Genomic DNA, 25,364 nt, shown 5'->3' on the forward strand with positions numbered 1-25,364 from the left:
CGCGCCGCTGTGGACAACTCCTAGAACCCGCGCTCCTGACGGATCTCGTCCGCACTGCCGACCACGTCGCGCCGGAGGACGTCCGCGCCGGAGGTCCCCGCGTAGTCGTAGACGTCGAACCCCGTGCAGTGCGTGATCGTCGCCGGGGCACCGAGGGAGTCCTCGACCGCGGTGGTCCACAGGTCGTGGGACCCGACCACCACGAACGTCGGGTCGGCGTCCCGGTAGGCCCCGAGGTCGACGAGCCACGGGTACGTGTCGAAGGTGTCGCGGACCTGCAGCAGCTGCACGTTCGTCGCGGAGTACGTGGCGAGTGGCCGCACGGTCCAGAACTGGCCGACCCCGGTGACCGATCGTCCGTCGGCCCAGCGGTCCAGGCAGGACGACGGCGTGTACCGGGCCGTGGCGACGGCGTGCGCGGTGCTCGGTGCGGTGGCGACCCCCGCGGCGAGGACGGCGACGGCGGCGATCGCGACGGTGGCGCGGACTCCGCGGAACGGCCGGTGCACGCGGGTGCGACGGACCGCGGTGCGCGTGAGCTCGGCCACCGCGACGAGGGCCAGCAGCGGGGCGGTCACGACGGGCTCGAGGTACCGCGGGGTCTCCGACCCGACGAGGACGACCCCGATCGACGCCGCGACCACGGTCACCAGGGGCAACGCGGTCGCGACGAGCACGGTACGCGCGGTCCGGACCCGCCAGGCCCACACCGTGCCGCCGACGGTGACGAGCACCCCGACGAACATCAGGAACAGCCCGGCGTCGCCCGCCGCCGTGCCGGCTCGCACGTCGGTCAGCGCCGCGAAGAACTGCAGGGTCTCCACCGCGCGCGACGGCCGGACGTAGGTGGACGGGTCGAGCGACACGAAGGGCTGCAGCGGGATCCGCACCAGGTACCCGAGCAGCGACCCGACCGTCACGGTGCCGGACAGCAGCAGCGCGGGACGCCACGGCACCCGGCGCACCGCCGCCAGCAGCAGGAGCGTGACCACCACGGGTGCGGCGGACCACGGCACGTACAGCGGGTTCGACGCCGTCGTGCACAAGGCCACCAGCCCGAGCACCACGAGCACGACGACCGACGCCCGTCCGACCCGCACGGCGCGGAGCACGAGCACCGCGGTGCCGAGCATCGCCAGCACCACGCCGTAGTAGTACGTCGTCGTCAGCAGCAGGGACGCCAGCTCGAGCGACGTCGCGGTGCCGGACGACTCCGTCAGCACCAGCAGGGTCACGAACGCCACGCTCACCGCCGACACCGTGATGCGGGCCGCTCGTCCGGCCGACGGCATGAGCTCGTTCGCGGCAGCCCGGACCAGCGCGTACACGGCCAGCAGGACGAGCACCCCGTTCAGCGCCAGGGCCTGCTGCGGGGTACCCGTGACGAGGGCGCAGAGCAGGTAGACCGGCAACTCGGGGAAGAAGAACAGCGCCGGGGACATGGCCCACTCGAACGGCTGCCCGAGCTGCATCGACCGGTGCACCAGGGGCAGCAGCACCGAGTCGCCGTCGTACCAGAGCAAGGCGACCCGTTCCGTGGCGACGACGTGGCGGAGGGCGATGACGGACAGAGCCAGCGCGACCAGGGCGCCCAGGGCCTCCCGTCCGATCGCCCCGGCCACACCGCCGGACCGACGGCCGCCGGACGGAGCCGGCGCCACGGCGGAGCGACGCGGTGCTCGGGGCATGTCCCGGAGCGTACCGAGGGCTGCTCGGGACGACCCCACAGGACGGGGGAGCGCGCTGCGAGTCCGACCGGCTACCCTTGTGCGCTGTGACCGACGCGCGCGAACAGTTGATCCAGTACATCTCCTCCGAAGCGGTGTTCCACGGCGACTTCACCCTGACCAGCGGGAAGAAGGCGACGTACTACATCGATCTGCGGAAGGTCAGCCTGGACCACCGGGTCGCGCCGCTGATCGGGCAGGTCATGACCGAGCTCGTGCAGCAGGTGCCGGACGTCTCGGCCGTCGGCGGACTCACCATGGGTGCCGACCCCATCGCCAGCGCCGTGCTGCACCAGGCCGCCGCACAGGGCCTGACCTACGACGCCTTCGTCGTCCGCAAGGAGCCCAAGGACCACGGCCGCGGCAAGCAGGTCGAGGGTCCGGACCTCAAGGGCAAGCGCGTCGTCGTGCTCGAGGACACCTCCACCACGGGCGGCTCGCCGCTCAAGGCGGCCGAAGCGCTCGAGCGTGAGGGCGCGATCATCGCCGCCGTCGCGGTCGTCGTCGACCGCGACACCGGCGCCAAGGAAACCATCGAGGCAGCCGGGTACCCCTACTTCGCGGCCATCGGGTTGGCTGATCTGGGGCTGACCGCGTGAGCGGGGAGCGTCCGGACGACGCGCGCGACCCCGAGGACACGGCCGGCCCCGCAGCGGCGGCCGACGGTGCCGACGGGGTGGACGGCCAGGAGGCCCGGCGCGCGTCCGACCCGGACGCTCCGTTCCACGGTCTCCGCAGCGCCGCGGACATCTTCGGCGCCCCGCGGGGCGAGGAGGACTGGCCCTCGCGACGGGAGCGCCGCGAGGCCGAGCGCACCGCACGCGAGACGGGCGCACCGTTGCCGGAGCCGTTCGAGGCTGCGACCCCTGAGGCCTCGGCCCCCGAGGCGTCGGCGCCCGAGGCGCCCACCGCGCCTGCTGCTCCGGTGCTGGACGACGGCGCGACGCAGGCCATCTCGATGCCCGAGCAGCTGTCGGCGCCGTCCGAGAGCCCGGACGCCGCCGCCGAGCACGAGCGCTCCACCCTGCACGACCGCATCCCGCCGGCCGCCGTCGTGCCGCCGAACCCCACTGCGCCGCACCCCTCGTCGATCGTGCTCCCGACCGCGCAGACCCACCGCGACGAGCGCGCCGCGGCGTCGCAGGCCATCGAGGACGAACGTCGCCGCGTCGACCCGTTCGGCGAGGGCCGTGCCGACGTCGACTGGCTCGGTCGTGCGACCGGCTCCGGCGCACCCGTCCCGCCCGCCGGACCCGTCGCACACCAGCCGCTCGGCGTCGAGAACGTGCTGCCCCCGTCCGAGGAGCCGCCGAGCTTCACCGACCTGCTCCGGATCGCCGGCACGGGGTCCGTGCCCACGCAGGGCGCCGGACCGGACCGGCCGTTCGACTGGGCCATCCGCGACGACGAGACCGGCGAGGTCCCGACGACCCTGACCGGCGACTCCTTCGACACGACGGCGTTCGGTGGCGGCGGCTCGTGGTCGTTGGCGGACGAGACCGACGCCGAGGACGAGGTCGTCTCCGGCGAGGTCGACACCCCGGTCGACGGGGTGCCGCAGGCGCTTCGGACGTTCCCGGTGCCCCCGGCGGTGCCGACTGCTGCTGCGGCTGCTGCGGCTGCTGCGGTGCCGCCTGCTGCTGTGCCACCGGCGGCTGCCGTGCCGCCTGCTGCTGTGCCGACGGCGGTTCCCGATGCCGGGCCGGTGGCTCCCGCGGAGCCGACCGAGGCCCCGGACGCGACCCGCTCCGCTGCCGAGGGTGACGGGGCGGACGCGGCCACGGGCCTCCCGGACGCCGCGACCACCGCGCTGCCGGTCGCGGGGACGCCCTGGTGGTCCGAACCCGACGCGACCGTGCCGCCGACCGCTGCGCCGCCCCTCGTCGAGCCCGCTGCGTCGCCCGCCTACCCGGCGCACCTGCCGCCCGCGGTGGGCCAGGACCTGGACGCCGTGCTCGGCCCGCGCCGGGACGACACGGGGGCGCAGCCCACGGCGTTGCCGGCCGCGGCGCCGGACGAGCTGGACCAGTCCGAGTGGGACGGCCGCGAGACCAGCGACACGAGTGCGATCAAGGACCTGTTCGGCACCGAGGCCGTCGGGCAGCTCGGTGGCACGGGGTACGACCCGGAGGACACCGGGACGCGGATGATGCCGGCGGCCGCGATGCCGTCGGCTGCTGCCGCTGCCGGTGCCGGGGCGTCGACGCCTGCGCCCGTGTCATCCAGCCCGCCGGTCGAGCGCGACAACTTCATCAACCAGGGTGCGGCGCGCCTGCGGAGCGAGGGCAAGCGCGGCAAGCAGCTGCTCGTCTACGGCTCGATCGCCCTGATCGTCGTGCTCATCGTCCTGGTGTTCCTGCTGTCGAAGTGGATCCTCGGCAACAACATCTCCGACCAGGAGATCGCGCCGACGAAGTCCCCGGCGGCAGCGTCATCGGCTCCGGCGACTCCTTCGGCTGCGGCGTCTGCCGCTCCCTCGGACGAGGCCGCTGCTCCGGCTGCGACGCTCCAGTTCGCCACCACGCCCGCGCTGCCGGGCGAGCACGCCTGGACCGACCTGGCCGGCGGGGAGTGCCTGTCGCCGTTCACCAACGCCTGGGCGCAGAGCTTCACGGTGGTCGACTGCGCGACGCCGCACATCGGGCAGCTCACCGCACGGATCGCCGTCGACGGGGATGCGTACCCGGGGGCCGAGGCCCTCGCGACGCAGGCGGCCGACCAGTGCCAGTCGGACGCGGCGCTCAACGCTTCGGCGGCTGCGGCCGTCGGGGACGTGCAGGTGCAGGGGTCGTACGCGCCGGACCAGGCGACGTGGGACCAGGGCGACCGGTTCATCTCGTGCTTCGTGACGCGGTCGTCGGGGCAGGAGCTCACGGCGTCGTTGGCGCCGGGGGCGTAGGGCGGCTGCGGCCGGCTGGACGGGGTGCGTGCGGGCGCATCCTCCGACGATCCACGACGTGATCGACGCGTGTTCTGTCGGCACATGCGCACGCATCGGATGCGTGTGCAATGAGCGACGTTCCACGAGTTGATCGTCTGGTGGATCGTCGGAACATGCACACGCATCCGTGGCGCGCGAGCCAGGCCGCGGTCGGTGGTCGCCGGGTCAGGCGGCCGCGGGGACCTTCGCCGACACGTCGGACAGGGTCTGCAGCTCGTCGGCGCTGAGCTCGAGCTCGGCCGAGGCGAGCAGCGCGGGCAGCTGCTCGGTGTTCCGGGCGCTCGCGATCGGCACGACGACGTCGGGCTGCGCCTGCAGCCAGGCCAGGGCGACGGTCGCGAGCTCGGTGCCGCGGGCCTCGGCGATGGTGGACAGCGCGTCGACGACCGCGAGGCCCTCGTCGTTGAAGTACCCGGAGACCTGGCCCTCGCGGTCCTTGCCCGCGAAGTCGTCCTTCGTGCGGTACTTGCCGGTCAGGAACCCGGCGGCGAGCGCGAAGTACGGCACGACGCCCAGGCCGTGCGCGTGGGCGAGTGGGGCGATCTCGGACTCGTACGGCTCGCGGGTGACGAGGTTGTAGTGCGGCTGGATCGCGACCGGCTGCGCGAGGCCGTTCTCGGTCGCGATGCGGATCCACTCCTCGGCGCGGTCCTTCGAGTAGTTCGAGATCGCGGTGTAGCGGACGATGCCGTCCGTGACGAGCTGGTCGAAGGCGCGGACGGTCTCCTCGAGCGGGGTCGACTGGTCGTCGAAGTGCGCGTAGTACAGGTCGATCCGGTCGGTGCCGAGGCGCTGCAGGCTGGCACGGGCCGCAGCGGCGACGGTGTCCGCGCCGAGGCCCTGGAACTGCGGGTGCTGCGAGCCCTTCGTGGCGATGACGACGTCGTCGCGCTTGCCCGAGGCCGCGAGCCACGAACCGATGACCCGCTCGGACTCGCCGCCCTCGTTGCCGGGGGCCCACGCGGAGTACACGTCGGCGGTGTCGATGAAGTCGCCGCCCGCCGCGGTGTAGGCGTCGAGGACCTGGTGGGAGGTCGACTCGTCCGACGTCCACCCGAAGACGTTGCCGCCGAGGGCGAGGGGGAACACGTGGAGGTCGCTGGTACCGATGCGGGGCATACGGGGGTCCTTTCGTGGTCGGGCGAGCGGTCCTCGATGCGAACCGCTCCTCGGCCGACGCTATGCCCCGAGGCTTGACACGGCCCCGGTGGCAGCGGGTTGCATGGACCCATGACCGCACTCACCGATGCCCTCGCCGACCCCCGTTCCTCGGTGCGGCTGCAGGCCGTGATGGCCGCCGGGACCACCCCGGACGCCGCCGATCTCGACGTGCTCGTCGAGCAGTGCGCCGTCGAGCCGGACTTCTTCGTCCGCGACATGCTCACCTGGGCGCTGACCCGGCACCCGTCGGCCGACGTCGTCACGCGGGTGGTCCCGTCGCTCACCCGTTCCGAGCCGCAGGCCCGTAGCCAGGCGTTGCACACCCTGTCGAAGGTCGGCGACCCGTCGGCTTGGCCGTCGGTGCGCCCGTTGCTCGCGGACCACCACGACGAAGTGCTCCGCGCCGCCTGGCGGACCGCCGTCGCACTCGTGCCCGACGACGAGCGGGGCGAGCTGGCCCGGACGTTGGCGGTGCAGCTCGGGGTCGGTCCGCGCGAACGGCGGCTCAGCCTGTCGCGGGCACTGGTCGGGTTGGGCGAGGAGACGGTGGCGCCGGTGCTCGCAGCGGCTGCAGCCCGGGGCTCCGACGCCGTGCGGGACCACGTCGCCGACACGGAGCGGCTGTTGCACGACCCGGACGCTGCGTCCGCGCTCGCCCTCGAACGGGCTCGGCGCGAGGTGGCGCTCGGCCGCACCCGGTCCGTGAAGGGCTAGGGCCGGTGGGCGCGCCCGGCTGGGCGCGTCGAGTGGTCGAGAACCGTCGTCGTCGCGGTGGTGGGGCGGGCGCGTCGCGCGGTCACGAAACCCCGTGCCCTGGGCGCCGAGTGGTCGTGAACCGTCGGTCGCGGGGCTGTCGGGCGGCGGTCCCTGACCGCTCGGCGGACGTGAGCGGGGTGTCGTGACCAGTGGGGGCGACGGACGGGAGGCGCGTGGCGGCCGCGCACCGGGCCTCCCGTCCGACACCACGCGCGTTCGCGGGCCGCGGTGCGGTCGCGACGCCCCGTGCCCTGGGTGCCGAGTGGTCGTGAACCGTCGGTTGCGGGGCTGCCGGGCGACAGATGGTGACCGCTCGGCGGACGTGAGCGGGGTGTCCCGACCGCCCGACCGGCCGACCCGCGCGCGGGCCCGCTCAGTCGGCGTCGGGAGCCAGCCAGATCGCGGTCGCGGCGGCGGCGGGCAGGTCGACGAGCGCCTCGGCGCCGTCGGCCCCGCGTCGGGAGACCGCGATGACGCCGGCGTAGTCCCGCACCCGCTCGACCCGCAGGTGTGTGCCGAGACCGACCCCGAGCTCGTCGAAGTACCGCAGCAGCGAGGGATCGTCGTCGGACACCCGGTCGACGGTGCCGCACGCGCCGGGCTCGATCGCACCGAGCAGCGTGCCGAGCGTGGCGGGCACGGTGCCGTCCGCGGCGGGGATCGGGTCGCCGTGCGGGTCGTGGGTCGGGTGCCCGAGGTCGGCGTCGACCCGGTCGAGGAACCGCTCCGACACCGCGTGCTCGAGCGCCTCGGCCTCGGTGTGGACCTCGTCCCACGTGTAGCCGAGGCGGGACACCAGGAACGACTCGATCAGCCGGTGCCGCCGGACCATCGCGACCGCGACCTGCTGCCCGAGCGGGGTGAGCACGACGCCGTAGTACGGGGTGTGCTCGATGAGGCCGTCGCGGTCGAGCTTCTTGAGGTTGCCCGACACCGTCGAGGCCGACACCTTCAGCGTCGCCGCGATGTCCCGCGTGGCCAGTCCGGCGCCGCCGCGCTCCCCGGCCTTCCAGATGAGCTTGACGTAGTCCTCGGCCATGGTCGACAACGAGGGCAGGCGCATACCGCCAATCGTACGGCTGCACTGGTACAACCGGGACGTGCACCAACCCCGTCGTCGCCGCTGGCCGGTCCCGCCCTCGCTGCTCATCGGCCTCGCGCCCCTCGTGGTCTTCGCGGCGATCAGCGCGTGGCGGTCACGGCCGAGCGACGACTACCCGACGCTCGGCCAGACGGTCGACAGCGTCGTCCGCGCCCTGGTGATCCCCGAGGGCATCGCCGCCGTCGCGCTCGCCGTGGTCGTCACCGGGCTCGGGTGGTGGCGGATCGCGACCGTCGACCGCACCCGGACGCCGCTGCGCTGGTCCGCGCTCGCCCCGGCGCTGGTGCTCGTGGTGTGCCTGGTGCGGCTGCCCCTGATCGACTGGACGGCGCTGCCCGCGCACTACTTCCTGCTGCTCACCGTCGGGGTGCTGTTCGTCGGGGTGTTCGAGGAGCTGATGGCCCGGGGCATGCTCCTGGTCGGCCTCCGTCGCCGGGTGCCCGAGTTCGGGGTGTGGGCGCTGTCGTGCGTGCTGTTCGGGCTGCTGCACCTGCTCAACGCGCTCGCCGGTGCCGGGATCGGACCGACGATGATCCAGGTCGTGTTCGCGGCGTCGTTCGGTTCCACGCTGTACGTCGCACGACGGGTGACTGGTTCGCTGCTCGTCCCGGTGCTGCTGCACGCGTTCTGGGACTTCGGGTCGATCGGGTACTCCGCGACCGCTGACCCATCGGACACGGGTCGCGTCGTGGTGCTCGGCCTGATCGGGCTGTTCTCGTTCGCCGTCCTCGGCTTCGGGATCGTCGCCGGCGGCATGGTCGCGTGGCGCGACGACCGGCCGCGTCGCCTGGCGAAGCGGTGGCGTTCCGTGCCGCCGATGGCGGCCTTCGCCCTGGAGGCCCGTGGCGACCTGGCAGCGCCGACCCCGGCCCGGTAGCGGCCCGGCTCCAGAGCCGGGCGCGCGGGCGCGCGGGCGCGCGCAGCAGCGCCCGGTGGCGCGGGCCGTCAGGGCTTGCGACCGACCGCGAAGACCCGACGGAACGGGTACACCGTGCCGTGGGCGCTCGCCGGGTACGCCTCGCGCAGCGCCACCCGGTACCGCTCGACGTACTCCGCCGTCAGCGCACCGCTCGGGTCGGCGGCGTCGAGGGCAGCCAGTGCCGGTCGCAGCCCGGTGCCGCGCACCCAGTCGAGCACCGGATCCTCTCCCGGCAGCAGCTGCGCGTAAGTCGTCTCCCAGGCGCGGGCCGCGAACCCGGCGTCGAGCATGATGCCGAGGTAGCCGGCGGGGTCGAGCACCGGGTCCTCGCGCAGCACGCCGTCGAGCGCTGACGCCCAAGGACCGGAGGCTCCGATCGACCGCATCAAGGCGTGCGACGGGGACCCGAAGTTGCCCGGCACCTGCATCGCGAACCACGATCCGGACGGCATCGCGTCGAGCCACCGCGGCAGCAGCTCCACGTGCGACCGTACCCACTGCAGCGCCGCGTTCGTCACGACCACGTCGTCGGTCGGCCCGGGCGTCCAGTCCTCGATCGCACCGAGCTCGAACGACAGGTTCGGCAGGCCCGCCAGAGCGGGGTCGGCCGCAGCCGACGCGAGCATCTCCGCCGAGCTGTCGATCCCGACCACCGGCGACGAAGGCCACCGCGCTGCCAGCGTGGCGGTGAGGGACCCGGGACCGCAGCCCAGGTCGACGACGCGACGCGGGGCCTCCCGTCCATCGTCCGCTGGCCACGCGACCTGTGCGACCAGGTCGTGGAACGGACGCCCGCGGTCGTCCGCGAACGCGGCGTACCGCGACGGGTCCCAGCGCATCGCTACAGCTCGACCTCGAAGGGGGCGGTGCGCACGAGTTCGTGCACGCCGGAGATGACCTCGCTCGGACGGAACGGGTAGCGGTCGATCTCGGCCTGGTCGCTGATGCCCGTCATCACGAGGACGGTGTGCAGCCCCGCCTCGATGCCGGCCTGCACGTCGGTGTCCATCCGGTCGCCGATCATGCCGGTGTTCTCGGAGTGCGCGCCGATGCGGTTCATCGCCGAGCGGAACATCATCGGGTTCGGCTTACCGACCACGTACGGCTGCTTGCCGGTGGCCTTCTCGATCATCGCGGCGATCGCGCCCGTGGCGGGCAGGACGCCCTCGGCCGACGGGCCGGTGGCGTCGGGGTTGGTGACGATGAAGCGGGCGCCGTCGCGGATCAGGCGGACGGCCTTGGTGATCGCCTCGAACGAGTAGTTGCGGGTCTCGCCGACGACGACGTAGTCGGGGGCGGTCTCGGTCATGATGAACCCGGCTTCGTGCAGGGCGGTGGTCATGCCGGCCTCGCCGATGACGAACGCGGAGCCGCCGGGCATCTGGGACTTGCAGAAGTCGGCGGTGGCGAGGGCGCTCGTCCAGATGCGCTCCTCGGGGACGTGCAGGCCCGAGCTCCGGAGCCGGGCGCTGAGGTCACGCGGCGTGAAGATCGAGTTGTTCGTCAGGACGAGGAACTCGGTGCCCTCGTCGAGCCACTGCTGGATGAGCTCGGGGGCACCGGGGAGGGCCTGGTTCTCGTGGACGAGCACGCCGTCCATGTCGGTCAGCCAGCACTCGACGTCGTCGCGGGTCGCCATGGGCTCACCCTACTGCGCACGGCCGACGGGCCGGCCCGTCGGCCGGGTTCCTTCGAAGGGGCCGGGAGGCGCGGATCGGCTCTTGCGCGTCGCCTCCGGACCCGAGATGGTCGAGTCACCGAACGCCACTCGGCTTTGCCCTAGGCTTTTCGGGACACGTACCGAATCAAGGAGAACCCGCCGTGCTCGTCGAACCCGGATCCCCGACCGCCACGCCCCGCCCCGCTGCGGTGCCGGACCTGGAAACGGCTCCCGATCTGGTCGAGGCGACACCGCGACGACGACGGGGCCGGCCCAACGTCCTGAGCCGCGAGCAGGTGATCGACGCCGCGACGGCGATCGCGAACGAGGACGGCCTCGACCGCCTGTCGTTCCGTGCGCTCGGGGTGCGGCTCGGCGTCGCGCCGATGACCGTGCACCGGACCATCGGCGGCCTCGACGACCTGCACGGTGAACTCGTCCGTCGCACGGTCGACGAGTTCACCGCCACCTTCGTCTGGCCGGACGAGTGGCACGCCGTGGTGCGCACCTTCGCCACGACGTTCCGCGACCTGATGCGCACCCACCCCCTGGTGCTCGAGTCGCACAGCCGGCGCGGGGCCCTGGTGTCCACCGAGTCCGACGCCGTCGTGGCGAAGGTCGTCGGGGCGCTCCGCTCCGCCGGGCTGGCCGATGCCGAGGCGATGTACGCGTTCTTCGTCGTGTACGACTTCGTGGTCGGGCACACCTCGGTGGAGATCGGGCGGGGCGACGCCGAGGCCGGACGCCCTGAGCGGCACGCGCTCGTCGGAGAGCTCCTGGGGGAGCACTCGTACGACGCACGCTTCGCGCTCGGGCTCGACGTCCTCGTCGCCGGGATCGAATCGCGCGTCCGCTGAATTTCGGTACGCTTCCCAACAAAAAAAGATGTGAGATACCGTCTTTCACGATGTCCACTCAGTACCAATCCCCACAGTCTTCCGTTCCGCAGCCCTACGGTTCCGTCCCGCACCGCACGAACACCCTCGCGATCATCTCGCTCGTCGCGGCGTTCGTCGCACCGCTGATCGGGTTCATCCTCGGTCTCGTCGCGATGTCGCAGGCGCGCAGACGATCCGAGGGGGGCCGCGGCCTCGCGCTCGCCGCGGTCATCGTCGGTGGGGTGGTCACGCTGCTGTACATCGGGCTGTTCGTGACGATCGCGGTCCTCGCGGCGAACGCCCCCGATCCGACGTACTCGTACTGACCGACCACGCACGTCGATCATGAGCACCACCGATCCGGCCGCCGCCCTCCGTGCGAAGGCCGCCGCGCAGCAGGGCAGCGCCCGTGCACTCGTCCTGACGATCGTGTGGGCGGCGCTCCTGCTCGCCGTCGGCGTCGTCGCCGGGTACGCGCTCGGGTCCGTCCTCGGCACCATCCGGGACATGACCGTCAACAGCGTGTTCTCGGACACGCCGGACCCGGAGTACCCGTGGTGGGCGATGCCCGTCGCGGTCACGGGGTCGATCGTCACGCTGGGCATGTACTCGAAGTGGAACCACCGCTTCGCAGGCCGGGCGTCGGAGTTCGTCGGGGTGGGACCGGTGAGCATCTGGCTCGTCGGCGCCGCAGCCGGGCTCTGGTGGACGACCGCGACGCAGTGGGCGCCCGTCGACCGCGTCGGGACCACCGTCGACCCGGCGTTCGGCCGCGACGAAGTCTGGGGCATCGGCGGCTGGATCTGGTACGCCGCTGCGTGGTGGATCCCCGCACTGGTCACCGCGCTGGCGCTGGTCGCCCTGATCGGCGGGACGGTTGCACGCCGCGGGCAGGGCGGCCGACGCGGTCGGCTCGAACAGCTGCTGCGTGCGGGACGCCGGGTCGACGGGATCGTCACCGCGGTCAGCGGCTCGACCGCCCACGACGCCTCCTTCACGCTGCTGCGCTGGACCTTCACGTTCACGGACCTCCAGGGACAACAGCGCTGGGTCGACCGGACCGAAGGGTTCCGCGACGGAACCGGCCCGGTGCTCGGAGCGACCGTCGTCGTCGTGTTCGACCCGACCCGTCCGAGTGATCGGAAGCGCATCTTCGCGGCGACCAACGCCGGTGCCGTTCCGGAGGACTTCCTCCGCCCGGGTACGCAGTGACACCGTGACGCGGCGGGCGTTCGGCTGGAACACGGTCGTGGGACTCGCGCCGACCGGCCCGGTTCGCCGCGGCTCTACCCTGGAGGCGTGACCGACGAGCCCGCCCCGACGCACGAACTGACGACGAACGGCGTCGGCCCGCACCCGGAGCCCTGGCCGGACGACCCACGGCTCGACCCGGAGCTGCTGGCAGCGGGGGACTCGCGGAACGTGCTCGACCACTTCCGGTACTGGTCGATGGACGCCATCGTCGCCGAGCTCGACACCCGCCGGCACGCGTTCGACGTGGCGATCGAGAACTGGCAGCACGACCTGAACATCGGGTCGATCGTGCGGAGCGCCAACGCGTTCCTGGCCGGCACGGTGCACATCATCGGGCGGCGGCGCTGGAACAAGCGCGGCGCGATGGTGACCGACCGGTACCAGCACGTCCGGTACCACCCCGACGTGCAGGCGTTCCTGGCCGCGATGGCCGAGGAGCAGCGCCCGGTGATCGCGATCGACAACACCCCTGGCGCCGATCGCATCGAGACCGCGGCGATCCCGGAGCGGTGCGTGTTCCTGTTCGGCCAGGAGGGCCCCGGGCTCACCGACGAAGCGGTGGCCGGGGCGTCCGGGCACCTGGAGATCACGCAGTTCGGGTCGACGCGGAGCATCAACGCCTCGGCGGCGGCTGCGATCGTCATGCACAGCTGGATCGTGCAGCACGCGGCGCCTGCCGACGCGACTTCGTGAGCAGAAATGGTCGGGTACGGGCCCTGGACCCGACCATTTCTGCTCACGAGGCGGGCGTGACGGACGCGGGACGGGCCTCCCGTCAGCCGCGTCAGCGCGGGGCGGTCGTGCGGCGAGCGACCAGGCGGGGCTCGACCAGGGACTCGGTGGCGGCCAGCCCCGGGTCGGCGATGCGGGCGAGCAGGCGCTCGCCGGCGCCGCGGCCGATCTCGACGCTGCGATCGTCGATGCTCGTCAGGCCGACGTAGCGCGTGGCGGCGACGGGGGTGTCGTCGTAGCCGATGACGGAGACGTCCTCGGGGACCCGGAGTCCGCGTTCGGCGAGTTCGGACAGTGCTCCGAGGGCCATCACGTCGTTGGCGGCGAACACCGCGGTGACGTCGGGGTGGTCGTCGAGCAGGGCGCCGAGGGCGCGGGATCCGGCCTCTTCGGTGGGTTCGCCGGGCAGGACCACGACGGCGGGACTTGCACCCGCACTGGCCGCGACGGTTGCCTCGAACCCGGCGCGACGTTCCTTCGACGCCGCCGAGCTCGCCCCCACGAAGCCGAGCCGCGTGTGGCCCAGCGCGAGCAGGTGCTCCGCGGCCATCCCGCCGCCGGCCCGGTCGTCGTTCGCCACGGTGTCCGCGCGGGGGATCGACACGCGCCCGCCGGCGATGACGACCGGCATCGAGGCCGGGATCGCCAGGTCGGTGTCGGGTTCGCCGGCGATGACGATGCCCTCGACGCGCATGGACAGGAAGCCCTCGACCGGCGAGGCGTCGAGCCCCGTGTTCAGGAACCGGTCCGCGACGACGAGACGGTGGCCCTGGTCCTGCAGGGCCTCGCGCAGCCCGGTGAGCAGGTCGACGAACCACTGGTTCCGGAAGTCGTCGAGGACCACGCCGACGGTGCGGCTGCGGGTGCCGGCGAGGGACACCGCGGCAGTGGATGGCCGGTAGTCGAGCTCCTGGATCGCCGTGAGCACGGCGGCCCGGCGCTGGTCACTCACCCGGGGGGAGCGCTGCAGCACCAGGGAGACGAGGGACTTCGAGACCCCGGCGCGCGCGGCGACGTCGTAGATGGTCGCGGGTTTGCCGTCTCCCATGATGCGCTTCGACCTCCGTTGGTTCGTCCGTCGATCGTAGCGGTTGACGTGACATGCGCGGGGTGGGGGGTGGGGCGCGGTGCGCGGGGGCGGTGGTCGGTGCGCTTCGTGAGCAGAAATGGTCGGGTCCGTGGTGCTGACTCGACCATTTCTGCTCACGATGTGCGCGTGGTCACTCCTCCACACGGGAGGCCCGGGGCACGTTGTGCACGGAAGGTGCGTTCGCGCGTGTGGACCTTGCGCCGGGGCGCGAGTGTGGACGGCATGCGAGCACGCCCACTTCCACCCCGGCTCCGGTACCGATCGTTCGACGTCAGGGCCGCCGACCGTGCGGGTGTCAGCCGCCAACGACTCCGACGGCGAGACCTGGTCCGGCCGACCCGATCGATCCGCTGGGCGCGGGGACGCCCACCCGACGGCGTCGAACGGATCCGGGCATTCCGCTCGATCCTGCTGCCCGGACAGTTCGTCAGCCACCTCTCGGCAGCTGTGTTGTGGGAGCTGCCGGTGCCCGTCGGTGCCACAGGGCCGGTGCACATCACGAGTCCCATCCCTGCCGCCCAACCGCGCCGGACCGGGGTCGTCGGACACCGCATCACCGCCGACCGGGCTGCCGTCGCCGAGCGCTGGGGGATGCCCGTGAGCACCCCGGCGGCGCTGTGGGTCGACTGCGGTGCGCTCCTGAGCATCGACCAGCTCGTTGCACTGGGCGATGCGATCGTCACGATCCGGCGGTGTGCCACGACGATCGACGACCTGCGCGGAGCGCTCGACCGGGCCGGGGCGCGCGCAGGAGTCCGGAAGCTGCGGGTGGTGCTCGAGCTCGTGCGGGTCGGTGCGGGCTCGCCGCGGGAGACCCTGGCGCGACTGACGATCGTGCGCGCCGGATTGCCCGAGCCGGAGCTGCAGGTCGACGTGCTCGACGAGGCCGGGCGCTTCGTGGGGCGCGTCGACATGGCGTACCCGGAGCAGCGCATCGTCATCGAGTACGAGGGGGACCAGCACCGGACCGACGCCGAGCAATGGGGTCGTGATCTGCGGCGCTACCGCGATCTCGAACAGCTCGGCTGGGCGGTCGTGCGGTGGACGAAGTCCGACCTGGGCGTGCACGCGGCGGGCGCCGTGGACCACCTGAGGGAACTGCTCGCGCGCCGGGGGTAGCGTCCGCCGCATGGCGACGCTGCTCATCACCGGGGCCGCAGGACGCATCGGGGCGGCTCTCCGGTCCAGGCTCCTGGCGGCCGGACACGACCTCGTCCTGCTCGACGAACGGACGCCCGACGACCCGGTCGTCGCCGGGGAGCGGTTCGTCTCCGGCTCGGTGAACGACCCCGCTGCGCTGGACGACGCGCTCGCCGGGGTCGACACCGTGGTGCACCTGGCCGGTATCCCGACCGAGGCCGCGTGGGACGACCTGCTCGAGGCGAACCTGACCGGCACGAAGAACGTGCTCGAGCGTGCGGCAGCGAACGGTGTGCTCCGGGTGCTGCTCGCGAGCTCGATCCACGCGGTCGGCCGGGTTCCCGAGCCGCTCGACGAACCGGGCAGCGTGCCGGGCGACCGACTGCCGCGGCCGGACACCTACTACGGCGTGACGAAGGCGGCGATGGAACTGCTCGGCAGCCTGTTCGCCGACCGGTACGACATGTCGATCGTCTCGGCGCGCATCGGGGCGTTCGGGGAGCACCCGTCGTCGTCGCGAGCGCTCCTGATGTGGAGCTCGTCCGACGACCTGGCGCGCCTGGTGCTCGCGACCGTCGACCTGCGCGAACCGGGGCACCACGTCGTGTGGGCGCTGTCGCGGAACACCGGCTCGCCCGCCGACCTGACCGCCGGGGAGCGCATCGGCTTCGTCCCGCGCGACGACGCGTCCCGGGCGCTCGACCCCGACGCTCGGGCGGACCTGCCGCCGGAGGACCTGCGGTTCCTCGGCGGCGAGATGGTGTCGTTGCCCCTCGGGCGCAGTACTTCGTGAGCAGAAATGGTCGGGTGGCCTGACGCCACCCGACCATTTCTGCTCACCATGCGAACGCCCGACCCGCGACGCGACGCTGCCGCGCCCCCGCGCCCCCGCTACCCGATCAGGCTCGGGCGCAGGTCGCGCAGCGTGCGGGAGCGGGTCTGCCGCGCCGTGACCACGAAGGACACGAGCAGCGCCCCGAGCAGCCAGCAGAGCAGCACGCCCGCGTCGGACCACGCGGCGCCGAGGTTCCCGCCGTACATCGTCTGCCGGATCGCGTCGACCGAGTACGTCATCGGCAGCGCGAAGTGCAGCGCTGCCAACGGTCCGGGCAGCGTCTGCCACGGGAACGTGCCGCCAGCGGTGACGAGCTGCACGAGCATGAGCACCAGGCCGAGGAACTGCCCCACCGACCCGAGCAGCACGTTGAGTGCCATGATGATCGCCGCGAAGGTCGCCGAGGCCAGCACCATGATCCCGATCGTGCCGCCCACGTGCACCACGTTCAGGTCGAGGGCGAAGCGCACGATGAAGAACAGCGCGACCATCTGCACCAGGCCGAGCAGCGCCGGGGTCAGCCAGCCGCCGAACACGACCGCGAGGGGCTTCCGCACCGCGGTGATCGCCCGCTTCGAGATCGGCTTGAGGATGAGGAACAGCGCGTACATGCCGATCCAGGCTGCGAGCGAGATGAAGAACGGCGCGAGGCCGGCGCCGTAGTTCGACGCCGCGGCGACGTTGTCGTCCCCGACCTTCACCGGGTCGGAGATGACCGAGGCCTGCGACTCCCGCTCCGAGGCGTTCGACGCGGGGATCTTCGTGCGGCCCTCGTCGAGCGACGCGGCGAGCTTCGACGACCCGGTCTTGAGCTTGTCCAAGCCGGAGACGAGCGACGAAGCACCCTTGTCGGCGGACGCTGCGCCCGTGGCGAGCGACGAAGCACCTGACGACAGCGTGGGTGCGGCGGACGCGAGCGCAGACGTACCGTCTGCGACCTTCGCGGCACCCGTCGAGAGCGTCGACGCCCCGTCCGCCGCCGACGAGATGCCCGAGGTCAGTGTCGGCGCCGCGGCGGCCAGCTTCGACGTCCCGGCGGCGAGCGTGTCGGAGCCGTCGGAGAGCTGCTGGATGCCACTCGTCAGCGACGGAGCCTTCTCGGCGAGCTGCGACGCTCCGGCGGACACCTGCGCGCTGCCGGTCTTGAGCTTCTGCAGGTTGCCGGACAGCGCTCCGGCACCGGTGCCGAGATCGGCACTGCCGGCCTGCAGGTCGTCGAGCCCGTCGAGCAGCTGGGTCTTCTGCTCCGCGGTGAGCACCGTCGACGCCTGCACGACGGGCTTCAGCGACGCGACGAGTTCCGGCGACTGCGCCGAGAGCTGCTGGACACCCGCGATGAACGGTGCGGCCTTGTCGGCGAGCTCGGCGTTGCCGCTGGCGACCTTCGATGCACCGGACGCGAGCGTCGCCGAGTCCGCAGGCAGGGTCGACGTCTGGTCGCGGAGCTGGTGCAGCCCGGTCTGCAGCTGCTGCGCCCCACTGTTCAACTGCTGCGTCTGCGACGGCAGCGCCGCCGTCTGCTGCTGCGCACTCGCCAGGCCCGAGGCGAGCGTGGAAGCACCCGACGCAACCTGCTGCGCCCCGCTGTCCAGCTGCTGGGTCTGGGACGGCAACGACGCCGTGCCGGACGCGAGCTCCGCTGCGCCGGACGACAGCTTGCCGGTGCCGTCCGCCAGCTTGCGAGCCCCCGAGTCCGCCTTCGCGGTGCCGGAGGCGAGCTGGTCGGCACCGTCCACGGCGTCGCCGAGGCTGTCGCGGACGTCGGCGAGACCGACGAGCAGGGTCTTCGCCGCCTGCTTGCCGACGCGCTCGGCGACGGCGGTGCGCATGGTCTTGCCGGCCTGCTCGGCGATGGTCGAGGCCAGGTACGAGTTCGTGTCGGCCGTCGTCATGACGAGCTTCGCCTGCGTCGGGTCGTCGGACTGCGCGGACACCAGGTGCTCGGAGAAGTCGTGCGGGATCGTGACGACGAAGTCGTAGGTGCCGTTCCGCACGCCGGAGCGGGCGTCGGCGGCGGTCGTCTTCGTCCACTTGAAGTCGGCGCCGTCGATCGCCTCCTTGGTGACGTCGGTGCCGTAGTCGACCTGGTCGCCGTCGAGGGTGGCCCCGGCGTCGAGGTTGACGATCGCCGCCGGGATCTGGTCGAGCTTGGCGTACGGGTCGCGGTTCGCCCACAGGTACGCGCCGCCGTACAGCAGCGGCACGATCATCAGGGCGATGAACGCCAGTCGTGCGAGCGGGGTCGCGGTGAGTCGCGCCAGTTCGGCGCGGACGAGCGAGGTGGTGGTCACGGGGTTGCCTCCGTCGGGACGGTTGCGGATTCTGCGGTGACGGAAGGGCCGGACGGGAGGCCCGGCTCGGTTCCGCCGGACAGGGCCGCGTCGTCGGGACCCTCGGTCTGGAGCGCGACGTGCGTCGCGGCGTCGTCGTGCGTCTGGACGGTTTCGGTCGTGTCGAGCAGCGTCTCGACGGTCGCGGCTGCGGCCTTCGAGGTGACCAGCACGATGGTCACGCCGCGTCGAGCGACGTCGCGGAGGACCGCGAACCACTCCTCGACGGCGCCGCCGTGCCGCTCGGGCGAGGTGACGACGAGGCCGGTCACGCCGTCGCGGAGCAGGGCGAGCTCGACGAGCAGTCGGACGCGCACGGCGGTCGGCACCCGCTGGACCGGGGTGTCCGCGTAGTGCCCCAGGCCGAGCTCCTCGAGCACGGTGTCGACGTGGTCGCGCGAGGGGCGCTGGGCGGCGAACGCGAGCTCCTCGCGCACGATCTGCTTGACGGTCATCACGGGGAAGGGCTCGGCGACGCCCGGGGTGTCGACGAGGGCGAAGGCGCGGCGCACGGCGGCGGCGTCCTCGTGCCCGTCGAGCAGCAGCCGCCCGGTGTCGGGCTGCATCCGGCCGCCGGCGACGAGCGAGGCGAGCACGGGGGCCTGCTCGGTCTCGACGGCGACGACCCCGGGGTGTCCGGGCGCGGCGACGGCGGAGACGACGGGCAGTGCCGCGCCGGGCTCCTCGCCGATGCCGACGTGGTCCAGTTCGAGCGTCATGCGGGGTCCTTCACGGGGGAGACAGCGGAGCCGGTGGCCGCGGCCGCGGGTTCGGACAGCAGTGCGGTGCGCCAGTCGATGCCGGCCATGCCGAGCGCCGACAGCACCACCATGCGCCGTCCGGCCTCGTCCGGGGTGCCCGACCGGGTCGCCTCGTCGAGGACGGCGATGCACGCACCCTCGACCAGACGCCCGAGGGTGGCCGGGTCGACGTCGTCGCGCATGGCGCCCTCGGCGATCCCGAGGGCGCACGCCTGACGGACCTGGGCGCGCAGGGGTGCGAACACCTCGGCGACGGGCTCGGCGAACGGGCTGCGCACGGCGACCCGGGCCATGGACCGGACGTGCGAGACCTCGGTCCAGAGGGTCACGGCGATCGCGGCGAGCCGGGCGGCCGGCGGCAGCTCCTGCAGGTCCGAGGTGGTCGGCATGGCCGCGGCGATGCGAGCGGCGCCGGAGGTCACGACCTCGCGCACGAGGTCGTCACGTGACGGGAAATGTCCGTACACCGCGCGGCGCGAGAGTCCGGCGGCCGCGGCGATCGTCTCGATGGAGGCGTCCGGATCGCGCTGCAGGCAGGTCCGTGCTGCGTCGAGGAGGGCTGCCCGGTTCTCGGTCGCGTCGCGGCGGGGTGCGCGTGCGGGGTGGGGAGCAGTGGTCACGAACCTCATCGTAATAACGTGCACACGTGTGTGCAACTTAACAGGAAGACCGGCCCTCGAACGGGGGTGTCCCCCAAAGTGCGGACTGCCCTTTCTGAATGTAAGCGCATAACTTCACAGCAATCTCATGCGAACCACGGACTGAGCCTGGAGTGCCCTCTTTGAACCGTGCAACACCGAACCACGACCCGAACCCGACCCCGAACTCCCATCGCATCGCACGCGTCCTGACCGCCGGCATCGCCGCCGTGGCCCTGACGTGCGGCGGCCTCGCAGTCGGGGGCGCGGCCTCCGCAGCTCCGGCCGGGGTGTCGGTGGCCGACCTGAAGCTCTCCGCACCACTGCGCGACGCCAAGCCCACCAAGACCGTCGCCGCCTTCGTGCGCACGACCGGCCAGGGTGCCCTCGAGGTGGACGCGAACGCGAAGGGCGGTGACCTGACCAAGTCCAAGACGCAGTCCTCGGCAGCGAAGAGCCGCGTCAAGGCGATCGAGTCGACGACCGCGGCCGTCCGCGCCGCCGTGAAGCGCTCCGACGCCGACTCCACCGAGCTCTACTCGACCGAGTACACCGTCCCCGGTGTCGCGGTCGTCGCCGACGTCTCCGCGCTGCAGGACATCGCGAAGCGTTCCGACGTCGAGAGCATCATCCCGCTCACGCCGAAGAAGATCGTCGAGCCGACGGTCAACGCCGACGCGAGCGCCGCACCGTCCGGTGTGGACCCGAGCCTCGTGAAGCCGGGCGCCGACGGCGTCTCGCCGAAGAACGCCGCGAGCGACGTCTACACGCGCTCGCTCAACGCCTGGCAGCAGACCGGCCACACCGGCAAGGACGTCAACGTCGCCGTCCTCGACACCGGCCTCGACTACACGCAGGCCGACTTCGGCGGCCCCGGCACCACCGCGGCCTACCAGCAGGCCCTGGCGAACGCGAGCTCCGGCGCCCCGGACCCCAGCCTGTACGACGCGTCGAAGTTCCTCGGCGGGTACGACTTCGCCGGCGCGACCTACAACGCCGACCCGACCGACCCGGCCTACGACCCGGTGCCGGCTCCGGACGACAACCCCATCGACGGCAAGGGCGGCGACCACGGCACGCACGTGTCCGGCTCGATCGCGGGCTACGGCCTGACCGCCGACAAGCAGCAGTTCGACGGCGACTACACGAAGCTCACCACGCAGCAGGTGCAGGACATGTGGATCGGTCCGGGCACCGCGCCCGAGGCCGGCCTCTACGCCCTCAAGGTGTTCGGTGACGGCGGCGGTTCGACCGACGTCACGGGCGCCGCGCTCGACTGGGTGGGCCAGGCGCTCACCGAGGGCAAGGACATCAACGTCCTGAACCTGTCGCTCGGCTCCGACTACGGCGCACCGGACGACCCCGACAACGCCAAGATCGACGCGCTGACCGCACGCGGGGTCCTGCCCGTGATCGCCTCGGGCAACGCCGACGACTTCACCGACATCGGTGGCTCGCCGGGCAACGCTGAGGGTGCGCTCACCGTCGCCGCGAGCGCCACCGGTCAGTCGCTCTACGACGGCGTGCAGGCCACGGCCCCCGCGAACGTCGCGAAGACCTACCGGTCGCAGTACTCGCAGAACTTCACGGGCACGCTGCCGGTCGAGGGTGACGTCGTCGTCCCGACCACGAACATCGACGGCTGCGCCGCGTTCAGCGCCGCCGACGCCGCGAAGATCGCGGGCAAGGTCGTCTGGCTGAAGTGGACGGACGGCGCACTCGAGTGCGGCTCCGGCGTGCGCTTCAACAACGTCCAGGCCGCCGGCGGCATCGGCGTCCTGCTCGCGGGCACGATCAACACCTTCGACTCGGGCATCGCCGGAAACGCGACCATCCCCGGAGCCGAGCTGACGCTGGACGCCGCCACGAGCCTCCAGGCAGCTGCCAAGGCGGGGACCCTGCACGTGCGCTTCGCGGACGAGCTCAAGGGCTTCGAACTCGCCACCGACCCGGAGGCCGTGAACACGCTCGCCGCGTTCACCAGCCGGGGCGTGCACGGGTCGTTCAACGACATCGTCAAGCCGGACATCGCCGGCCCCGGGGTCAACGTGATCTCGGCGGCCAACGGCACCGGTGACGGCCGCATGTCGATGAGCGGCACCTCGATGGCCACGCCGGACGTAGCGGGCATCGCGGCGCTGACGTTCCAGTCCCACCCGGAGTGGAGCGCCCCGCAGGTCAAGGCGGCGCTCATGAACACGGCGACGCACGACGTCAAGGACGGCTCGCGATCGGCGACCCTGCTCCGGCAGGGCACCGGCCGCGTCGACGCCCTGCAGGCCGTGACCGCCGGCACCACCGTCCGGAGCGTCGAGAACGACCTGCTCGTCACCGCCTCGTTCGGTGTCGTCGAGGTCTCGAGCGCGACGACCGAGAGCCGCACCCTGCAGATCGCGAACACCGACGGCGTCGCGCACACCTACGACGTGGCCTACCAGCCGCAGGTGTCGCAGCCCGGCGTGACGTTCGCGCTCAACACGAAGCGGGTCACCGTCCCGGCGAACCGCACCGCGACGGTGAAGCTCACCTTCTCGATCGCCGACCCGACGAAGCTCCGCCGCGTCATCGACCCCACCCAGGAGTCGGTGCAGCAGGGCTACCAGCGCGAGTTCGTCAGCGCCGCCTCGGGCATCGTGGCGTTCACGCCGACCGACACGACCGCGGTGCCGCTGCGCGTCGGTGCGTACCTCGCACCGAAGCCCGTCAGCTCCGTGCAGGGTCGCTCCACCGTCGCCTTCACCGGCCCGGGCAAGTCGGCCGACCTGACGCTCAAGGGGCGCACCGTCGACCAGGGCGGCCTGACGAGCGGCTACCACGCCGCCGTCGCACCGTTCGTGCTCGGCGGGACCGACCCGGTCGAGTCGTTCCCGGCGGGCTCGGCGAAGCGCTCGCTGCAGGCAGCGGACATCCGCTCCTACGGCGCGAGCTACGACAAGGCCTCGGACACGATCGCGTTCGGCATCCAGACGGCCGGTCCCGACGCCAACCCCGGCGCCGTGACCAACGTCGAGGTGCTCATCGACACGAACCGTGACGGCGAGCCCGACTACCTGGTCTACAACGCCAAGTCCGCCGCGGTGGACGCGACGTTCGCGACGACGATCGACCTGGCCAAGGCCGCGTCGGACGACCCGGACGTCGACCCGGTCGTCGACGTCCAGCCGCTGAACGGCGGGGCACCCGGCCAGGACGTCAACACCTTCGACAGCTCGGTGAAGGTGCTCACGACCACGGGTGCGCTGATCGGCGCGAAGGGCAAGTTCACCTACTCGGTCCTGACCGAGTCGGCGTACGCCCCGGGTGCCGCGACCACGGGTTCCTCCGTGGTGGACGAGACGAAGAGCGCCTCGTTCGACCCGTCGAAGCCGGCACTGTCCTTCGCGCAGGGCCGCAGCACCGGCGTCCTGTTCGCCGACTCCGGCGCCCTCCGGGTCACCCGAGCGTCGGGTGTCACGAAGGCCACCGTGCTGCTCCTGCACCTCGGCAACGCGTCGGGCAAGCAGGCCGGCACGTCGACCATCTCGGTGACCCCGCCCACGCTCGCGCTCGCCGCGGGCAGCAAGGTGACGGTCAGCGGGACGGCGAAGGTCGGCTCGAAGCTGTCGGCCAACCACGGCAAGTGGAGCACGACGAAGGCGACGTACAAGTACCAGTGGCTCCGCGACGGCAAGGTCGTCGGGAAGGCCACCGGTGCGACGTACAAGCTCGGCACGTCCGACGCGGGACACAAGTTCTCCGTCAAGGTGACCGCGCACGCCTCGGGCTACAAGGACGGAACCGCGACGTCCAAGTCGACCGCGAAGGTGTCGCGCAAGTAGTCGCCGCGAGCGCGTCCGCGCGCCGCACATGGTGAGCAGAAGATGTCGGGTCCCGCGTTCGGACCCGACATCTTCTGCTCACGAAGCAGGGCCGGGGCCGGGGACCGGGACCCCGGGAACGCGGAATCGGGACAGGTAGTTAGACAAACTAGTTATCGGGTGCCAGGGTTGCAGCATGCAGAACACGCTGAGCCAGCTCCGGGCCAACCCGACCGAGTGGCGCCGGCGGGGGCTCACCCCGCCCGACGTCGTCCAGGCGATGATCGAGCAGCGTCTCGCCGAGCCCGGGTACTCGCAGCCCGTCGGCGACCCGTCGTACCAGGACTTCTTCCGCGCCTGATCGCGGAACGCACGTCACATGCGGACGGGAGGCCCGGTGCCAGCTGGCACCGGGCCTTCCGTCCGTCACCAGGGTGCGTACCGGGCGTTACTCGCCGACCTTGTCGTCAGCCGCCTGCTGGGCCTTGTCGATCTGGTCGCCGTGGCCGCCGCCGGTCGCCTTGTCGGCCGCGTCGCCTGCCTTGTCGAGGCCGGCGTCGGACGCCTGCTCGCCCTTGTCGCTGTTCGCGAAGTCCTTGGCCTTGTCACCGAGGTCACTCATGTCGTGCTCCTTCCGATGGTGGATCTGACGGGTCCGACGGTGCTCCGGACTCACCGAGCGTCCACGCAGCCTGTGTGGTCCGGACGAGAGGTCGCGGTACCGGTGACTACGCGACCATCTGCACGACGGTGCCGAGCGGGAGTGCGTTGATCGCATCGACGGCATCACCGTCGAGGCGGACGCACCCGTGGGACACCGCTCCGCGGGCGACGGATTCGTAGTGCACGCCGATGAGCCCGCCGTCGTCACCGCCGAACGGCTCGTCCGCCGCTGCGGAGTGCAGCGTCGTCAGGTTGATCTGGTGCACCGTCTGGTCCTGGGCGGGATCCAGGTACCTCGCCTGGATGTAGCCGACGACACCGGTCGGGGTCGGAGTGTCCCCGGCACCGACGCCGGCCGGGAACTCGTGCACGACCTTGCCGCTCGCAGCGACGATCGACACGGTCTGGTCGCCGACGGAGATGACGACGTGGTCGTCGAGCGCGCCGCCCTGGTGCAGCAGGCCGCGGCGCATCCAGCCGGCGGTCTGGGCTGGAGCGCCGCCCGGTGCAGCTGACGGCAGTGCCTGTCGGCTCGGGGTCATGACGAGGGCCCAGTCGCCCTGGAACCGCAGCGGGACGACGACGGTGGGGTCGCCGAGGAAGTTCTCGGCTGTGAGTCTCGCGACCGGCTCGGTGCGGTCGTCGCCGTAGAGCGGCGCGTCGCGCTGGATCGTGTACGCGTGTCCTGCGGCCTCCGGGACGTCAGGGTCGTACGAGGGCAGGAGCCCGCCGATGACCGCGTCGTACCGGGCCTCGGGGAGTGCTGCGACCGTCTTCGTCGACGGTGCGCGGTAGGGCTCGGCGGACGCCGTCGGGGCCGCCATGGCGGTACCCGTGCTGCTCGCAGCGGTCGGGGCGGGATCAGCGTGGCAGGACGCCAGGCCGAGCGAGAGCAGCACTCCGGCGGCGACGGCGAGGACGAGGCGAGCTGAGCGAGTTGCGTGCATGTGCGGATTCCGGGTCGGGACGGCGAACGGGGA

At 72.3% G+C, this 25,364-nt stretch carries 23 protein-coding genes; 12 read left to right on the forward strand and 11 right to left on the reverse strand.

The genetic code is table 11. The annotated features are described in order from the left end of the window. Positions 1–20 precede the first annotated feature (20 nt). Positions 21–1,688, reverse strand: coding sequence for a hypothetical protein (locus tag EDF47_RS15065; protein WP_133937454.1), 1,668 nt, complete (start codon positions 1,686–1,688; stop codon positions 21–23). A gap of 86 nt (positions 1,689–1,774) precedes the next feature. Between EDF47_RS15065 and pyrE the strand changes: the two genes are divergently transcribed. Next, positions 1,775–2,326 carry an orotate phosphoribosyltransferase gene (gene pyrE, locus EDF47_RS15070; protein WP_071404348.1) on the forward strand — a complete coding sequence of 184 codons (552 nt, stop codon included), beginning with the start codon at positions 1,775–1,777 and terminating at the stop codon, positions 2,324–2,326. Next, complete coding sequence (locus EDF47_RS15075) at positions 2,323–4,626, forward strand: septum formation family protein (RefSeq protein ID WP_133937452.1); 2,304 nt, start codon at positions 2,323–2,325, stop codon at positions 4,624–4,626. The genes pyrE and EDF47_RS15075 overlap by 4 nt, the downstream gene beginning before the upstream one ends. 207 nt (positions 4,627–4,833) lie before the next feature. Here EDF47_RS15075 and EDF47_RS15080 read toward each other — a convergent pair whose 3' ends face one another. After that, positions 4,834–5,787, reverse strand: a complete 954-nt coding sequence (locus tag EDF47_RS15080) for an aldo/keto reductase (RefSeq protein ID WP_133937450.1) — start codon at positions 5,785–5,787, stop codon at positions 4,834–4,836. A gap of 111 nt (positions 5,788–5,898) precedes the next feature. On the opposite strand from EDF47_RS15080, the gene EDF47_RS15085 reads away from it, so the two are divergent. After that, complete coding sequence (locus EDF47_RS15085; protein WP_131881182.1) at positions 5,899–6,543, forward strand: HEAT repeat domain-containing protein; 645 nt, start codon at positions 5,899–5,901, stop codon at positions 6,541–6,543. A gap of 415 nt (positions 6,544–6,958) precedes the next feature. Here the strand turns inward: EDF47_RS15085 and EDF47_RS15090 are convergent, their stop codons facing one another. Continuing rightward, positions 6,959–7,648 carry a metal-dependent transcriptional regulator gene (locus EDF47_RS15090; RefSeq protein WP_123293578.1) on the reverse strand — a complete coding sequence of 230 codons (690 nt, stop codon included), beginning with the start codon at positions 7,646–7,648 and terminating at the stop codon, positions 6,959–6,961. A 37-nt stretch (positions 7,649–7,685) separates the two neighbouring features. On the opposite strand from EDF47_RS15090, the gene EDF47_RS15095 reads away from it, so the two are divergent. Beyond that, positions 7,686–8,564, forward strand: coding sequence for a CPBP family intramembrane glutamic endopeptidase (locus EDF47_RS15095; RefSeq protein WP_165918863.1), 879 nt, complete (start codon positions 7,686–7,688; stop codon positions 8,562–8,564). 68 nt (positions 8,565–8,632) lie between these two features. Here the strand turns inward: EDF47_RS15095 and EDF47_RS15100 are convergent, their stop codons facing one another. Both EDF47_RS15100 and EDF47_RS15105 read right to left on the reverse strand, forming a co-directional pair. Continuing rightward, a complete protein-coding gene (locus EDF47_RS15100; RefSeq protein ID WP_132100689.1) occupies positions 8,633–9,445 on the reverse strand; it encodes a methyltransferase domain-containing protein in 813 nt (270 codons plus the stop codon). Positions 9,446–9,447: 2 nt separating this feature from the next. Beyond that, entirely contained in the window at positions 9,448–10,245 is a 798-nt protein-coding gene (locus EDF47_RS15105; RefSeq protein ID WP_111086157.1) for an HAD-IIA family hydrolase, read from the reverse strand. Between the two features lie 182 nt (positions 10,246–10,427). On the opposite strand from EDF47_RS15105, the gene EDF47_RS15110 reads away from it, so the two are divergent. From EDF47_RS15110 to EDF47_RS15125, 4 genes are all read left to right on the forward strand, one after another. Further along, complete coding sequence (locus tag EDF47_RS15110) at positions 10,428–11,123, forward strand: TetR/AcrR family transcriptional regulator C-terminal domain-containing protein (RefSeq protein WP_132100688.1); 696 nt, start codon at positions 10,428–10,430, stop codon at positions 11,121–11,123. A 50-nt stretch (positions 11,124–11,173) separates the two neighbouring features. Beyond that, entirely contained in the window at positions 11,174–11,470 is a 297-nt protein-coding gene (locus EDF47_RS15115) for a DUF4190 domain-containing protein (protein WP_123937459.1), read from the forward strand. Positions 11,471–11,489: 19 nt separating this feature from the next. Further along, on the forward strand, positions 11,490–12,356 hold the full coding sequence (locus EDF47_RS15120) for a hypothetical protein (RefSeq protein ID WP_131881173.1): 867 nt from the start codon (positions 11,490–11,492) through the stop codon (positions 12,354–12,356). A gap of 87 nt (positions 12,357–12,443) precedes the next feature. Further along, complete coding sequence (locus EDF47_RS15125; RefSeq protein WP_123672028.1) at positions 12,444–13,091, forward strand: TrmH family RNA methyltransferase; 648 nt, start codon at positions 12,444–12,446, stop codon at positions 13,089–13,091. A 91-nt stretch (positions 13,092–13,182) separates the two neighbouring features. Here the strand turns inward: EDF47_RS15125 and EDF47_RS15130 are convergent, their stop codons facing one another. Continuing rightward, positions 13,183–14,178 carry a LacI family DNA-binding transcriptional regulator gene (locus EDF47_RS15130; RefSeq protein WP_131881171.1) on the reverse strand — a complete coding sequence of 332 codons (996 nt, stop codon included), beginning with the start codon at positions 14,176–14,178 and terminating at the stop codon, positions 13,183–13,185. 507 nt (positions 14,179–14,685) lie between these two features. Between EDF47_RS15130 and EDF47_RS15135 the strand changes: the two genes are divergently transcribed. Together EDF47_RS15135 and EDF47_RS15140 are read left to right on the forward strand one after the other, a co-directional pair. After that, positions 14,686–15,339 carry a DUF559 domain-containing protein gene (locus EDF47_RS15135; RefSeq protein WP_131881169.1) on the forward strand — a complete coding sequence of 218 codons (654 nt, stop codon included), beginning with the start codon at positions 14,686–14,688 and terminating at the stop codon, positions 15,337–15,339. 10 nt (positions 15,340–15,349) lie between these two features. After that, positions 15,350–16,153, forward strand: coding sequence for an NAD(P)-dependent oxidoreductase (locus EDF47_RS15140; protein WP_207906718.1), 804 nt, complete (start codon positions 15,350–15,352; stop codon positions 16,151–16,153). Between the two features lie 98 nt (positions 16,154–16,251). Here EDF47_RS15140 and EDF47_RS15145 read toward each other — a convergent pair whose 3' ends face one another. The 3 genes from EDF47_RS15145 to EDF47_RS15155 are packed head-to-tail and all read right to left on the reverse strand — an operon-like array spanning position 16,252 to position 19,906. Further along, positions 16,252–18,486 (reverse strand): YhgE/Pip domain-containing protein, encoded by a 2,235-nt coding sequence (locus EDF47_RS15145; RefSeq protein ID WP_133937448.1) that lies wholly within the window; start codon positions 18,484–18,486, stop codon positions 16,252–16,254. Next, the gene (locus EDF47_RS15150; protein WP_132100686.1) at positions 18,483–19,244 is read right to left on the reverse strand and encodes a hypothetical protein; all 762 of its coding nucleotides are present in this window, start codon (positions 19,242–19,244) and stop codon (positions 18,483–18,485) included. Before EDF47_RS15150 ends, EDF47_RS15145 begins: the two co-directional genes overlap by 4 nt. Continuing rightward, positions 19,241–19,906, reverse strand: coding sequence for a TetR/AcrR family transcriptional regulator (locus EDF47_RS15155; protein ID WP_132100685.1), 666 nt, complete (start codon positions 19,904–19,906; stop codon positions 19,241–19,243). The genes EDF47_RS15150 and EDF47_RS15155 overlap by 4 nt, the downstream gene beginning before the upstream one ends. Before the next feature lie 161 nt (positions 19,907–20,067). On the opposite strand from EDF47_RS15155, the gene EDF47_RS15160 reads away from it, so the two are divergent. Together EDF47_RS15160 and EDF47_RS19925 are read left to right on the forward strand one after the other, a co-directional pair. Beyond that, a complete protein-coding gene (locus EDF47_RS15160) occupies positions 20,068–23,742 on the forward strand; it encodes a S8 family serine peptidase (RefSeq protein ID WP_165918862.1) in 3,675 nt (1,224 codons plus the stop codon). Positions 23,743–23,917: 175 nt separating this feature from the next. After that, positions 23,918–24,082, forward strand: a complete 165-nt coding sequence (locus tag EDF47_RS19925; RefSeq protein WP_159573348.1) for a hypothetical protein — start codon at positions 23,918–23,920, stop codon at positions 24,080–24,082. Positions 24,083–24,169: 87 nt separating this feature from the next. Here EDF47_RS19925 and EDF47_RS15165 read toward each other — a convergent pair whose 3' ends face one another. Continuing rightward, the gene (locus EDF47_RS15165) at positions 24,170–24,343 is read right to left on the reverse strand and encodes an antitoxin (RefSeq protein ID WP_123293590.1); all 174 of its coding nucleotides are present in this window, start codon (positions 24,341–24,343) and stop codon (positions 24,170–24,172) included. Between the two features lie 106 nt (positions 24,344–24,449). Then, complete coding sequence (locus tag EDF47_RS15170; RefSeq protein ID WP_133937447.1) at positions 24,450–25,331, reverse strand: L,D-transpeptidase; 882 nt, start codon at positions 25,329–25,331, stop codon at positions 24,450–24,452. Positions 25,332–25,364 lie beyond the last annotated feature (33 nt).

This window comes from Curtobacterium sp. PhB190 (assembly GCF_004365385.1).
Lineage (GTDB): Bacteria > Actinomycetota > Actinomycetes > Actinomycetales > Microbacteriaceae > Curtobacterium.

Bases quoted from the DNA above. Each gene is read 5' to 3' on its own strand.
- EDF47_RS15065 (WP_133937454.1), bottom strand. From the start codon at position 1,688: ATGCCCCGAGCACCGCGTCGCTCCGCCGTGGCGCCGGCTCCGTCCGGC.
- EDF47_RS15120 (WP_131881173.1), top strand. From the start codon at position 11,490: ATGAGCACCACCGATCCGGCCGCCGCCCTCCGTGCGAAGGCCGCCGCG.
- EDF47_RS15085 (WP_131881182.1), top strand. From the start codon at position 5,899: ATGACCGCACTCACCGATGCCCTCGCCGACCCCCGTTCCTCGGTGCGG.
- EDF47_RS15115 (WP_123937459.1), top strand. From the start codon at position 11,174: ATGTCCACTCAGTACCAATCCCCACAGTCTTCCGTTCCGCAGCCCTAC.
- EDF47_RS15170 (WP_133937447.1), bottom strand. From the start codon at position 25,331: ATGCACGCAACTCGCTCAGCTCGCCTCGTCCTCGCCGTCGCCGCCGGA.
- EDF47_RS15100 (WP_132100689.1), bottom strand. From the start codon at position 9,445: ATGCGCTGGGACCCGTCGCGGTACGCCGCGTTCGCGGACGACCGCGGG.
- EDF47_RS15080 (WP_133937450.1), bottom strand. From the start codon at position 5,787: ATGCCCCGCATCGGTACCAGCGACCTCCACGTGTTCCCCCTCGCCCTC.
- EDF47_RS19925 (WP_159573348.1), top strand. From the start codon at position 23,918: ATGCAGAACACGCTGAGCCAGCTCCGGGCCAACCCGACCGAGTGGCGC.
- EDF47_RS15150 (WP_132100686.1), bottom strand. From the start codon at position 19,244: ATGACGCTCGAACTGGACCACGTCGGCATCGGCGAGGAGCCCGGCGCG.
- EDF47_RS15165 (WP_123293590.1), bottom strand. From the start codon at position 24,343: ATGAGTGACCTCGGTGACAAGGCCAAGGACTTCGCGAACAGCGACAAG.
- EDF47_RS15105 (WP_111086157.1), bottom strand. From the start codon at position 10,245: ATGGCGACCCGCGACGACGTCGAGTGCTGGCTGACCGACATGGACGGC.
- EDF47_RS15140 (WP_207906718.1), top strand. From the start codon at position 15,350: ATGGCGACGCTGCTCATCACCGGGGCCGCAGGACGCATCGGGGCGGCT.
- EDF47_RS15090 (WP_123293578.1), bottom strand. From the start codon at position 7,648: ATGCGCCTGCCCTCGTTGTCGACCATGGCCGAGGACTACGTCAAGCTC.
- EDF47_RS15130 (WP_131881171.1), bottom strand. From the start codon at position 14,178: ATGGGAGACGGCAAACCCGCGACCATCTACGACGTCGCCGCGCGCGCC.